The sequence below is a fragment of the Glutamicibacter halophytocola genome (genome assembly GCF_001302565.1).
Taxonomy (GTDB): Bacteria; Actinomycetota; Actinomycetes; order Actinomycetales; family Micrococcaceae; genus Glutamicibacter; species Glutamicibacter halophytocola.
Genome location: NZ_CP012750.1, coordinates 3361440 through 3374157 on the forward strand (window position 1 = coordinate 3361440; position 12718 = coordinate 3374157).

The 12718-nt window shown below is 60.2% G+C and carries 11 protein-coding genes; 2 read left to right on the forward strand and 9 right to left on the reverse strand.

The genetic code is table 11. The features are described from left to right. Positions 1-32 precede the first annotated feature (32 nt). The 7 genes from AOZ07_RS15545 to AOZ07_RS15575 all read right to left on the reverse strand — a co-directional run bounded on the left by AOZ07_RS15545 (position 33) and on the right by AOZ07_RS15575 (position 7205). On the reverse strand, positions 33-1463 hold the full coding sequence (locus AOZ07_RS15545) for an aspartate ammonia-lyase (protein WP_060702812.1): 1431 nt from the start codon (positions 1461-1463) through the stop codon (positions 33-35). After that, entirely contained in the window at positions 1460-2656 is a 1197-nt protein-coding gene (locus AOZ07_RS15550) for a M20 family metallopeptidase (protein WP_060702813.1), read from the reverse strand. The genes AOZ07_RS15545 and AOZ07_RS15550 overlap by 4 nt, the downstream gene beginning before the upstream one ends. Continuing rightward, positions 2646-3317: a DUF1028 domain-containing protein gene (locus AOZ07_RS15555; RefSeq protein WP_060702814.1), complete on the reverse strand. Its 672-nt coding sequence runs from the start codon at positions 3315-3317 to the stop codon at positions 2646-2648. The genes AOZ07_RS15550 and AOZ07_RS15555 overlap by 11 nt, the downstream gene beginning before the upstream one ends. Before the next feature lie 9 nt (positions 3318-3326). Then, the gene (locus AOZ07_RS15560) at positions 3327-3734 is read right to left on the reverse strand and encodes a RidA family protein (RefSeq protein WP_060702815.1); all 408 of its coding nucleotides are present in this window, start codon (positions 3732-3734) and stop codon (positions 3327-3329) included. 30 nt (positions 3735-3764) lie between these two features. After that, the gene (locus AOZ07_RS15565; protein WP_060702816.1) at positions 3765-5048 is read right to left on the reverse strand and encodes a flavin-containing monooxygenase; all 1284 of its coding nucleotides are present in this window, start codon (positions 5046-5048) and stop codon (positions 3765-3767) included. Between the two features lie 124 nt (positions 5049-5172). After that, positions 5173-5676 (reverse strand): hypothetical protein, encoded by a 504-nt coding sequence (locus tag AOZ07_RS15570; protein ID WP_060702817.1) that lies wholly within the window; start codon positions 5674-5676, stop codon positions 5173-5175. Further along, a complete protein-coding gene (locus tag AOZ07_RS15575; protein WP_060702818.1) occupies positions 5673-7205 on the reverse strand; it encodes an APC family permease in 1533 nt (510 codons plus the stop codon). Before AOZ07_RS15575 ends, AOZ07_RS15570 begins: the two co-directional genes overlap by 4 nt. 520 nt (positions 7206-7725) lie before the next feature. Between AOZ07_RS15575 and AOZ07_RS15580 the strand changes: the two genes are divergently transcribed. Further along, on the forward strand, positions 7726-9687 hold the full coding sequence (locus AOZ07_RS15580) for a primary-amine oxidase (RefSeq protein ID WP_060702819.1): 1962 nt from the start codon (positions 7726-7728) through the stop codon (positions 9685-9687). A gap of 116 nt (positions 9688-9803) precedes the next feature. Next, positions 9804-10403: a TetR/AcrR family transcriptional regulator gene (locus AOZ07_RS15585; protein ID WP_060702820.1), complete on the forward strand. Its 600-nt coding sequence runs from the start codon at positions 9804-9806 to the stop codon at positions 10401-10403. 4 nt (positions 10404-10407) lie between these two features. Here the strand turns inward: AOZ07_RS15585 and AOZ07_RS15590 are convergent, their stop codons facing one another. Continuing rightward, positions 10408-11337: a LysR substrate-binding domain-containing protein gene (locus tag AOZ07_RS15590; protein WP_060702821.1), complete on the reverse strand. Its 930-nt coding sequence runs from the start codon at positions 11335-11337 to the stop codon at positions 10408-10410. Positions 11338-11419: 82 nt separating this feature from the next. After that, complete coding sequence (locus tag AOZ07_RS15595) at positions 11420-12637, reverse strand: alpha-hydroxy acid oxidase (RefSeq protein WP_060702822.1); 1218 nt, start codon at positions 12635-12637, stop codon at positions 11420-11422. Positions 12638-12718 lie beyond the last annotated feature (81 nt).

Below are 12718 nucleotides of genomic sequence, written 5' to 3' on the forward strand. Positions count from 1 at the left end.
TCCAATGCGAAGTGGTGCGTGGCGTGGTTCTTTTACCCGGGTGGGCATTGTGCGCCGCTGCCGGTGAGCGTGCTGGGATCCAGCGCGCGGGCCAGTTGCTGTGGCTCCAATAATTGGCGTTGGGTTATCAATTGGGTGAGGTTGGTGCCGCTGCGCTGGGCCTCTTTGACCAGCGAAGCCGAGAGCGCATAGCCCAGCAGCGGGGTCAGAGCGGTGACCACGCTCAGTGATTCGTCCATGCGACGAGATAGCAGGGATTCGTTGGCTTCGATCCCTTCAACGCAGCGCTCGCGCAGCAGATGGCTTGCCGTGCCAAGCCACTGGATGGATTCCAGCAGCGCATCAACCATCACCGGTTCAAAGGCATTGAGCTGCAGTTGTCCTGCCTCGGCCGCCATGGTGACCGTGGTATCTGCCCCGGCGATCCGGAACGCCACCTGGTTGACCATCTCCGGAATCACCGGGTTGACCTTGCCCGGCATGATCGAGGATCCGGCCTGTACCGGTGGCAGGTGAATCTCGTTGAAACCGGCCTGCGGGCCAGACGAGAGCAGCCTGAGATCATTGCAGATCTTGGAGAGCTTGATGGCTGCACGCTTCACGACACCGGATACCAGCATGAAAACTCCGGTATCGCTGGTCGCTTCCACCAGGTTCTGGGCACTGGCTACCGGCACTCCGGTAAGTTCTGCCAGCTGCCTTACGGCTTCTTTCCGATAGTTGCTGGTGGCGGTAATCCCGGTTCCGATGGCCGTGGCACCAAGATTGATTTCGCAAAGGTGCGGCAGCAATTCCAGCATGCGGGCCCGGTCTTCTGCCAAGGTATCGGCAAAGGCCCGGAATTCTTGGCCGAGGGTCATCGGCACGGCGTCCTGCAACTGGGTACGACCCACCTTCAGGATCTGGCCAAAAGCTGCTGCCTTGGCCCGGAACGCTTGTTCCAGCAGCTGATGCTCGTCGCAGAGCGCCACCAGTTCAACGTGCAGCGCCAACTTGGCGGCCGTGGGATAGGTGTCGTTGGTGCTCTGGCTGCGGTTCACATCATCGATCGGATTCAGCTGCGCATAATCTCCCTTGGCCAATCCCAGAATTTCCAAGGCCCGGTTGGCGATGACCTCATTAACGTTCATATTGGTGCTGGTTCCCGCACCACCTTGGATGCGGTCAACCACAAAATGCTCGTCCAATTCAGCGTTCATCACCTCTTGCGCGGCTTGCTCGATCGCTCGCGCTTTGAAGGCGGGGATCAGCCCCTGGGCTTCGTTGGCGCGCACCGCCGCTTGCTTGATCGCGCCGAAGGCCCAGATCAAATGGCGCTGGCTGCCGATGGTTCGGCCGCTGACCGGAAAGTTTTCCAGTGCCCGCTGGGTGCTGATGCCGTAGTAGGCCCCGGCAGGCAGGCGGCAGCTTCCCAGCGAATCGGTTTCCATGCGCCAGCCGGAAGTCATGACCGGCGCGCTCATGCCTGCGGTCCTTGAGCGGCGGGGAAATCTGCTTCGGCGATGAGGTAGTCGAGACTGGTCAGCGCCAGGGCAATCGATCCGTCGTGGATGGCCTGGTTGGCGGCCGGACCCACGCATTCGGAGGCAAATTCTGGCTGGTGATTGGAGATCGGGTAGCAGCCCAGACCAATATACGGGTGGATGGCCGGGACCACCTGTGACACATTGCCCATATCGGTCGAGGCCCGGTTCATCGTGGCCTGCTCCGCCGGCGCGTCGAAGCGGCGCCCCAAAGCCTGGGCATGCCGCTGGTATATGGCCAGCGCGCGCAGATCGGTGCGGAATTCCGAGTACGGCTCCGATTCAGGGGTGATCTCCAGTTCGCAGCCGGTGGCTACTGCGCCGGCTTCGAAGCAGCGCTCCACACGGGTTTCCAGCTCTTCGAGCTCGACGAGGTTCTGCGCCCGCACATACCAGCGCCCCTCGGTTTTGCCAGGAATTGCGTTGGGCGCTTGTCCCCCATTGGTCTGGATACCGTGCACGCGCGTGCCGGCCGGAAGCTGCTGGCGCATCAGTCCCAGCGCCACCTGAGCCACAATGAAGGCGTCATTGGCGTTGATTCCTTGTTCCGGGTAGGCCGCAGCATGAGCTGCGCGGCCACGGTATTCCACATGGTGGTGGGCGACCGCATAGGGATTGGCCTGAGCGCTGTCCACCGGGGCCGGGTGAGCCATCAGTGCCAGATCCAGGTCTTGGAAGGCACCTCGCTTAAGCAGCTCGATCTTCCCTCCCCCGCCTTCCTCGGCAGGAGTTCCATAGAGCTGAACCTGCAGCCCTGCCTCGTCGGCTACCTGGGCCAGGGCGATGGCCGCGGCGCAGGAAGTCGCCGAAATGATGTTGTGCCCGCAGGCATGCCCCAGCCCCGGCAGTGCGTCGTATTCAGCCATCAGCCCGACCCTGTGCGCGCCGTTGCCGTAAACAGCGCGCATGGCGGTGGGAAACCCCAGGTAGTGGCGCTCGACCGTGAAGCCGTGCTTTTCCATCAGCTGCGCGGTCCATTCGGCGGCCTGGTGCTCTTCCCACCCCAGTTCTGGATGGGCATGCAGCTTTTCGGAGAATTCAACCAGCTCGTCCTGCAAGGCTTTGGCCTTCTCGGCAACCTGTTGGCGCCAGCGCGCCAGTTGGCCGGTTTGTTCCAATGATTCAGCGCGCATCGCCGGGCACCCCGTAACCAGCCGAGGCCGCAGGCTCCAGGGCGCGTTGCACATAGTCATCGCGCTGTGGGAGCCAGATTTTCACGACGCGTTCCAATTCCGCAATGGGATCCTCGTGCCAATCAACCCGCAGGTCGGTGTCGCGCCAGCCGTACCCCGAGGCCACCGCCAGTCCTGCCGAATGCACCGGGCCGGCTTCTCCCCCGGCCGCAACCCCGGCTTGCAAGGCGGCAAGAAGCCGCTGTTCCAGTTCACCGGCGGCATCGGCGAATCCTTGCGCCACGGCCTGTGGAACGCCGGTGTTGGCCAGCATGTTTCCAGCGGCAACGCAGTGCTGCCCTTGGGCTCCGGCATAGATGCCCAGGGTCTGTTCCCCATGGAAGAGCGCTTGGTTGCCCTGGGCATCGAGCACCGTGAGTTGCCGGAAAGCGGCGTCCGCATAGCCGTCCAACGCCGCATCCAGCGCCTGCTGTGCGGTGGCTCCGTCCTGGAGCAAATCCAGGATCCTGGTGCCCAGCCGCGGATCGGTGATGTTCTGCGAGCTGACCGCCCCGACGTTGTCGCGCACGTGGGTGCACCGGGCGGCGACCGCCGGCGATGAGGAAGACACCGCCAGTCCAAAACGGCCGTTGCCGTCGGTACCGATGACGCTGAAAGTCATGACTGCTCCTTATGAAATTACTGCGGTGGCGTCGATTTCAACCAGCCACTCTGGACGAGCCAAGGCCTGGACCACCAAGCCGGTGGATACCGGGTATACGCCCTTGAGCCACTTGCCCATGGTGCGGTACACGGTCTCGCGGTAGCGCGGGTCGATAATGTAAACGGTGACCTTGACGATGTCTTCGAGGCTGCTGCCTGCTTCCTTGAGCAGCATGTCGATATTGGCCATGGCTTTTTCCGTTTGCGCCTCAACGTCTCCGATGCCCACTGATTCGCGGGTATCCAGGTCCTGCCCGATCTGGCCGCGCAGGTAGACGACCCCGTTGGCCACGACGGCCTGGCACAAATCGTTATCCAGGTTCTGTTCTGGGTAGGTTTCCTTGGTATTAAAGGTGCGTATGCGGGTGTGCTTCATTGAGTTCATTCCTTGTGGCTGCAGTGGGGATTAGGCAGTGGCTGCGGCGGACAGCGCGTTGGCGGCTATGGGCTGGTGCGCCGCATAGGCGCGCTGGATGCCAATCTGGTCGGCAATGTACTGTGCATCGTGCCAGACACCCCAGATGAAACTGGAACCGCGGCGGGATTGCCAAGGCAAGCCCAGGAAATAGATGCCGGCTTCTTGCCCGACGCCTTTCTGGTGCCGCGGGCGTCCGCGCTCGTCAAAGGTGTCTGCCTCCAGCCAGCTGTAGTCCACGGAGAATCCGGTGGCCCACACAATGGTGGTGATCCCGGCAGCTTGCAGGTCCAATTCGCTTAATGGATCGGTGATGCATTCGGGCAGCTCGCCCAGTTCCCTGGCCTCGGGTTCTTGCGGGAAGTCCAGGCCGTTGCGCTCGATGTAGGCATCGGCTTCGTCCAGTATGGAGAGGTAGTTTGCGTCTCCGCGGGCCACGTTCGCCGCCAGATCATCGTCGAATCCCAGCACCCCATTGCTATAGCTGGAGGCCCTGCCAACCAGGGTGAGTCCTTTGCTGCCCAGGGCACGGAAGTTCACGGTCTGCCCGCCGTGGGCCCCGCTGACTGCGATAGTTACGTGCTCGGCTCCCGCGGGAGGCGCGGACATTTCCCACTTGTTCAATACTCCTAGCCACCAGCAGAAGTCCTGTCCGCGGTAGCGGCGTGGCGGGCGGTCGTGCGGGCCTACGGCCAGATGCACCTGGCGGCCTGCTTCGTGCAGTTCATCGGCGATCTGCACACCTGACGAGCCTGCGCCGACCACCAGGACGTTGCCCTCAGGCAGCTGGCCGGGGTTGCGGTAGTCGCTAGAGTGGATCTGGTTGAGCGGGGCATCTTCCGGGATAATCTGCGGGATCACGGGCTTCTGGAAGGGGCCGGTCGCGGCGACAACGTAGTTCGCCTCGATGGTTCCGTCGCTGGTTTCCACGGTGAACCCCGGGCGCCCCTCGTTGCGGGTCACGCGGGTAACCTGCACTCCAGTACGGACCGGGGCGCCGACCTGCGCTGCATATTCTTCGAAGTACTGGGCTACCTGGTCTTTGGTTGCGAAGCTTTCTGGAGCGGTTTCGCCGAATTCCCGGTTCGGGAAGCGGTCATGCCACGCCGGGCCATTTGCTACTAGCGAGTCCCACCGGCCGGTACGCCAGCGTTCGGCGATGCGATCCTTTTCAAGCACGATGTGGTTAATGCCGCGCTGGCCCAGGTGCTCGCTCATGGCGATGCCTGCCTGGCCTGCGCCAACCACCACTACTTCTGTGCGGGTATTCTGCATTGTTCTTCTCCGTCCATGGGGAGCTGTCAGTTGGTGTTGATTCCAGATTCGCCCTAGTGGACTACATCTGTAAAGAAGTTCTTTTCGTTAATATGAATCTGAAAATCAGATAATGGATGCGGCACTATCCGCCGAGGACCCGCGTGCCGCTCATGGCATAGGGTCGATCAAGCGAACCAGCCGATTGATCCGGGCCTAATTGGCGGATATCAGTTTGCGTGCGCACGATCACCGCCAGCACCATGACAATCAGCAGTTCGAAGGCAACGAGGCCCAGCATCAACTGCAGGTGCCCGCCATGGTCAATCATCGCCTGCGGTGGGCCGCCATGCCGATGGCCGGCAGAGGAGGCATGGGCTGTAATCACGCCCATATGGATCAATGCGCTGCTGCTGGAAATGGCCATGGCCATCATGGCTTGCCGGCGAAGATCATGGTGCTGAAACAAGGGATGGATGGTGCACCACAGGCAGAGCAGGCCACCAGCGAGCATGAACACTGCCATGACGCCCGTGGATTCAACGGCAAGGATGAAGTGCGCTGCGGCCGAAGCTCCAGTCAGCACACCAACAACCCAAGGAACCCATTGGCCAGCCTGGCGGCGGTCTCTGGCTGCAACAGGGCTCATGGCTGGGATGGCTCTTCAAGCTTCAATTGCTCGCCGGCTGCTACTCCCGGGGAACCGGGATCCGCCCTGCGGACCTTTCCACCGCGAAGGTAGCCCACGATGCCCAAGGCCAAGATCGCCACCAGCGTTCCCACGGCAAAGAGCTCGAACTCCATCGGAGACACGCCCCAGATTGCTTCGAAGTCGTAGTCCACGCCCAGCAGAGCTTCCAAGGTGCCAGGGAAAACCGCGACCCATGAACCAAGCAGGATCCAGCTGAAGCAAACGTAGCCGAGGATCTTGAAGACACCGTTCGAAACCGGGACTCGGAAAGGACGCTGGACCGCCGGGAATTTTGCGCGCAGACGCACGGCAGCTGGAATCGCAATCAGATAGCTGAGCAGGAAAGTGGAGATGGAGATGCTCAGCACGATACCGAAAACTGCAGCGCTGGAGCCGTTCAGCTGCATCGCGACCAGCATGAAGATCGTTGCCACGACACCGGAGAGGGTATTGACCCGCATTGGAGTGCCCAACTTGGGATTGAACCGGCCGAAGTAGCCGCCAAAGAACGAACCATCAGCAGCCGCCATTGCCTGCATGCGGTCTGAGATGATCATCCAGGCGCCTCCCTGGGAAACCAGCACGAAGCAGAAAACGATGGCGGCAATGGCCAGCATGACAGGCGCACCGGCACCGAAGATCGAGAAGACCTCCTCCACGGCGCCGAACAGCCCGCCGATGCCGGTGATCTGCTCCAGTGGTACCACCAGCAAGATTGCCAGCACTGGCAGCAGGTAGCTGCCGGCAGCGAGCAGGGAGGTGCGCGCGATGGAAATCGGCACATCCTTGGCGGGGTTCTTCATTTCCCCTGCGGCGCTATTGCCGGATTCAAATCCAAGGAATGAGAACAGCAACAGTGGCGTCAAGCCGAGGAATCCACCGATGCTCGGCGTGAAATCCCCAAAGGACAATCCATTAAAGCCATTGACGAACCCGTAAATGAGGGTGACCGCCAGGAAGAACACCAGGAATCCGACTTTGCAGATCGCCCCTAACGATGGGAGCCATTTGCCGTGCTTGAGGCTGACAATTGCCGAGGTGACGGTAATCCAGATGAAGGCGAGCTTGAAAAGATAGTCCCACACCGAGCCAGACTCAACCGGCGTCACGTATTCCGACCATGTTTCCACCGCGACGAATGCCATCGCTCCGCCCACCCAAACCGGCTGGGTAACCCAGGTCAATAGCGAGGCAATGGCGGCGACGATACGGCCGAATGCCATTCTGGTCCATACATAGACACCGCCCTCTTCGGTGAAAGCGCCGCCGGTTTCGGCGAAAATCAGCCCGTACGGAATCATGAAGGTGATCGCTAGAATCAGGGTCCAGGTAAACGTTTCAGCGCCAAAACCGGAAACCTGCCCCAGGACCTCGATTGAGATAACCGCGGCAACCACCAGAAGCAGAAGATCCATTCGGCCCAAGCTTTTTTGAAGATGCTGCGCCTGGTCCTGGGCAAGTTGTGTTGAAGATGCATCCTTATGCATGTCTAATTCCTTTTGCCGTTTCCTCCGCGGACGCGTGCGGCCGACGGAGGCATGATTCCCGGGCGGACCTGAAAGTCAGGACGCACCGGAGTTACTTGCGGCGACGCATTCTTCACGCGATTCAGCTTCGAAGTGCGCCGCGTCACACGGATAACAGTAGAACGCGACGCTAATCGAGTAAATCAGTATTATTAGATGTTCAGCATCTAATATTCAGATTCAATTCCCCTTGGGATCGCACGGGTCACGGCCACCGACGAAAGCAGCTTCAACGACGCCATGCCGCCGATCCCAACGCCAGAAAACCCCATGCCCACCTCCGGCTAGATGAGAACAATTAGAGTGAATTCTTCGAAATCCTAGGGAAACACACGCCTCCCGCTTGCGAGCTTGCGCAGACACGACGGATTGCAGGTCGAGTGGAACATATTTTCATCCGGTGGTTGCCAATGCTTGTCAGCCCTGTCACAATCGATACTAATTTTGAACGACCGTTCAACAAAAATTCGAGGAGATTCAGATGGAACACCTTCACCCAACGACAGCGTTGGAGACCGCGCACCCACTGGAACAGATCACCAGTGAAGAGATCCTGCGTACTCGCAATATCCTTGCCGACGCCGGGCTGGTTGAGCAGACCACCCGTTTTGCCTACCTGGGTTTGCTGGATCCGCCCAAGGACCTGCTTTATGCCGATGCTGGCACAGAGGTTCCGCGCAAGGTTCGTGTGATGCTCTACGATCCGGCCATCCCCCGCTCCCTGGACATCACGATCTGCTTGGCCAGCGCAGAGATTGAATCACAGCGCGAAATCGAAGCAGCGACAGAGGGGCAGGTTCCGGTGCTGCTGGAAGAATTCGACACCGTCGAAGAAATCCTGGCCAACGACGAAGGATGGATCAAGGCCTTGGCCAGCCGCGGGCTGAGCACATCCCAGGTTCGAGTTGCACCGCTGTCAGCAGGTGTCTTCGACTACGAGAACGAAGAAGGAAAACGCCTATTGCGCGGACTGGGCTTCGTGCAGAATTCCCCTGAGGACCACGCTTGGGCCCACCCCATCGATCGCTTGGTGGCCTTTGTCGACCTCGAAAACCGTTGCGTTGACCGGCTCATCGATGATGGACCTGTTCCCGTTCCAGACATCAACGGAAACTACACTGATCCACAAGTTCATGGTGAGCTGCGCGATGATCTCAAGGCCATCGAAATCACCCAGCCAGATGGAGCCAGCTTCACCGTGGATGGCAACCACCTCTCGTGGCTCGGCTGGGATCTGCGCGTCGGCTTTGACTCACGGGAAGGACTCGTGCTTCACCAGATCCACCACACGCAAGGCGGGACTCGCCGCCCGCTGATCCACCGCGCATCCATCTCCGAAATGGTAGTGCCCTACGGCGATCCGTCCCCTTACCGGAGCTGGCAGAACTATTTCGACACCGGAGAATATTTGGTGGGACGCGACGCGAACTCGCTGAAGCTCGGCTGCGACTGCCTCGGAGAAATCCACTACATGTCTCCCGTGGTTGCCGACGATTTTGGCAATCCGCGCGTCATCGACAACGGCATCTGCATTCACGAGGAAGACGCCGGGATCGGATGGAAGCACACCGATGAGTGGGCCGGATCCAACGAAGTGCGCCGCAACCGGCGTCTGGTGGTTTCCTTCTTCACCACCGTGGGCAATTACGACTACGGTTTCTACTGGTACCTGTACCTCGATGGCACCATCGAGTTTGAAGCCAAGGCCACGGGCATCGTCTTCACCGCGGCGTTGCCACACAAGGGTTACGAGTACGCCTCAGAAATCGCACCGGGCTTGGCTGCGCCATTCCACCAGCATCTCTTTGGCGCCCGCCTGGACATGATGATCGACGGGCATGCCAACGCCGTTGACGAGCTTGAGGTCGTCCGGTTGCCGAAGTCCGAAGGCAATCCACACGGCAATGCCTTCACCCAAAGCCGGCTGCGATTGGGCACCGAGCAGCAGGCGGTACGCGACGCCAACGCAGCAGCGGGACGCGTATGGCAGGTGAGCAATCCGGGTTCCCTGAATCATGTGGGCGAGCCGGTGGGCTACACGTTGTACCCGCAGAACAATCCGACGCTGGCCATGGCTGACGATTCGTCCATCGCTGCCCGTGCCGCCTTTACCCGGCACGACCTCTGGGTCACGCGCTTTGCCGAAGGCGAGCTCTACGCAGCCGGCGACTTCGTCAACCGCAATCCAGGCGGGGCAGGGCTTCCTGCCTTCGTCGAAGCCGACCGGGATATCGACGGACAAGATATCGTGTTGTGGCACTCCTTTGGCCTGACCCACTTCCCTCGCCCCGAGGACTGGCCCATCATGCCAGTGGATACCGTAGGGTTCACGCTGAAGCCACACGGTTTCTTCAATGAAAACCCGATGCTCAATATCCCTGCCTCGACAAGCTCGCACTGTTCCATGCAAGCTCCTGAAACCGAAGGACACTGCGGAGCCTAGCTTTGGCGCTGCTTCGAGCATGCAAGGATGGACAGGGGCGAGCCGGCATTGGCCGCCTCCTGTCCATCACTTCACCCACCCAGAATTGGCGTTGAGCGCCGGAAAGCTGCGTCATCATGCCTCGCCTTGTCGACCACGAAGAGCGCCGCATTGCGATCATTCACACCACGTGGAACATCATTGCCACCCGAGGCATCGAGAACGCAACCATGCGTGACATTGCCAGCGAATGCGGCTACTCCACACCAGGGATCATTTCCCACTACTTTGCGAACAAGAACGAGCTGCTGCTGGCGGCCTACGAATTGATCTGCCAGCGCACCGATCAGCGCATCGCCAAGGTTCTGGATTCGCGCCGCGGGCTGGATGCGCTGCTGGCCTTGTGCTTTGAAATCATCCCAGCCGACGAAACCACCCTCGCTGAGGCCCGGGTGGCCATTGCCTTCTGGCAAAGGGCACAAACCGATGACTCGCTTCGCAAAATCGGCGCCTCGGCTCTCAACGCCTGGATGGTGCAAATCAGCCAGTGCCTGGGCGAAGCCAAAGATCTCGGTGAGGTGCCCCGGAAGTTGAATGTCAATCATGCGCGCAGCGAGCTCATCAACGCCATGATGGGCTTGCACATCACTTCAATGCTGGAACCAGCAGAAGTCACCTCTTCGCATCAACGGCACCTGATCAAGACGATGATCAACCGTTATCGCTCAGAGGCGTAGGCACTCACCGCCCCCCTCCAGGCGCCCGGCCCCTGGCACGTTCGGCAATCTGGGCGTGGACGGCATCGGCGACGGCCCGCATGCGCCCGGTGGGCCGCTGCGAAGGAAGGTAAGCCAAGACCGTACGCAGTTCCGGGACCTGATCAGCGATTTCCACGATGGCCACTTGGCTTCCGTCGTAGGTCATTGAGTGCGTCGGCCGTTGATGCAAAATGGAATATCCATGCGCATGCGCGACGAAGGTGCGCACCGTTTCATAGCTTGCTGACTGGAATCGGACATCCGGTTCCACGCCTGCGTTGCGAAGGATCGAAAGCATCAAGTCCTTGGAGTGCGGCATGCTCAGCAAAATGAATGGCTCCGCGGAAAGCTGCTGCACTTTGACAGCTTTTTTATCGGCGAATTTATGCCCCATCGGCAACGCGATATACGGCCTGGCGCTGCTGACCGTGCTCGTCGAGACATTCTCAGGCAAGCCAAGGTCATAGCACAGCGCCAGATCCGCTTGCCCATCGCTCAATGCTCGCGAACAACCGGCAGCGTCGGCTTCAATGACCTCCAATACAAGATCCGGATGATCTGCCTTGAGCCGGTTCACCAAGTCGGGAATGTGGAACGGTGCCAGCGTGCTGAAGCAGGCCAACCTGACAACACCCGAAACGCTGGCCTGGTCGCCTTTAGCGTTCTCTACAACTTCTTCGAGATGCGCGAGCACGGCGTTGGCATCCTTCAGAAACAGCTCGCCGGATTGCGTCAACAGCAGGCCCTTGGCCCGCTGCCGGATGAATAGCTGGGAACCAATCTGCTTCTCGAGCTGCGCAACAGCACTGGACACCGCCGACTGGGCAACATTCAGTCGTTCGGCCGCACCCGTCATCGACAATTGGGCTGCTGCTTCACTGAAGTACCGAAGCTGCGTCAAGGTGATGTCCATACCGCAAGTATAGGTTCCCGAAATCAATAATCAAGATATGAATCATCATTTGCCATCTGTGAATCAGTTGCTCTTTGCAGGCCTACCGACGGCGGATCAACGACTCATCCAGGTCCTTGATCGAGGCCGCACCCATCAGCTGCATGGCAACTTCCACTTCCCTGGCCAAGAGTTCAATGGCACGGCTGACTCCCTGCTCGCCACCAGCCATCAGTCCGTAGAGGTAGGCGCGGCCAATGAGCACGAAGTCGGCCCCGGCGCATAGCGAGGCGACGATGTCCGCACCGGACATGATGCCCGAGTCCAGGATGATTTCCATGTCTTGGCCGACTTCGGCGCGAACCTCGCTCAGCGCTTCAAAGGCAATCGGGGCGCGGTCCAGCTGGCGTCCGCCGTGATTGGATACAACGAGACCGTCAGCGCCGGCCGCCTTGGCTTTGGCGGCGTCTTCGGCAGTAAGCACCCCCTTGACGAAGAGCTTGCCCTTCCACAATTCGCGGATCCATTTCAGGTCGTCAAAGTCCAACGAGGAGTCGAACATGGAGTTGATGATGGTTGGCAAATCGGCCGAGGTTCCGGAGAGCGAAGCGAACTTCAGTGAATCGGTGGTCAGAAAATTGAACCACCACTCCGGACGATAGGAGGCATCAACAATGGTCTTGAATGTCAGCTCCGGCGGGATCTTCATGCCGTTGCGCGTATCGCGGTGGCGCTGGCCGGCAACCGGAGTATCAACAGTGACCAGCAAGGTATCAAAACCTGCAGCGGCGGCACGTTCCACCAAAGCCGCGGACTTCTCGCGGTCCTTCCACAGGTACAGCTGGAACCAATGGCGCCCATCGGGTGCAGCGGCCGCTACTTCCTCGATGGAGCGCGTGCCCATGGTGGACAGGCTGAACGGGATGCCCGCCTGTTGAGCTGCGCGCGACCCGCCAATTTCGCCTTCGGAGTGCATGAAGCGGGTGAAGCCGGTGGGGGCAATGCCAAAGGGCAGCTTGGCTGCTGCACCGGCAATGGTGGTGGATAGATCCGAATGCGCGGTGCCATGCAGAATCCGTGGCAGGAGTTCCACCGAGTCGAAGACCTGGCGTGCGCGCCGGGCTGTGATCTCCCGGCCAGCGGCTCCGTCCACGTAGTCGAAAGCCGCGGTGGGAGTTCGTCGCTTGGCCATGGCCCGCAGGTCCCACATGTCGGCGGCAGCCGCCAGCCGCGCCGTGCGCCGGTCAAGGGATGGGGCCTTGAACTTCATCAAGCTCACCAGCTCGGACAGATCCGGTAGTTGCCGTTTGAGATTTCCCATTTATTGCCCTCGCTGCTTGCTGGCTTTCGATGACGCCACCGCGTAAGATTCCTGAAATATATTTCAGGCCAGACTAAACTG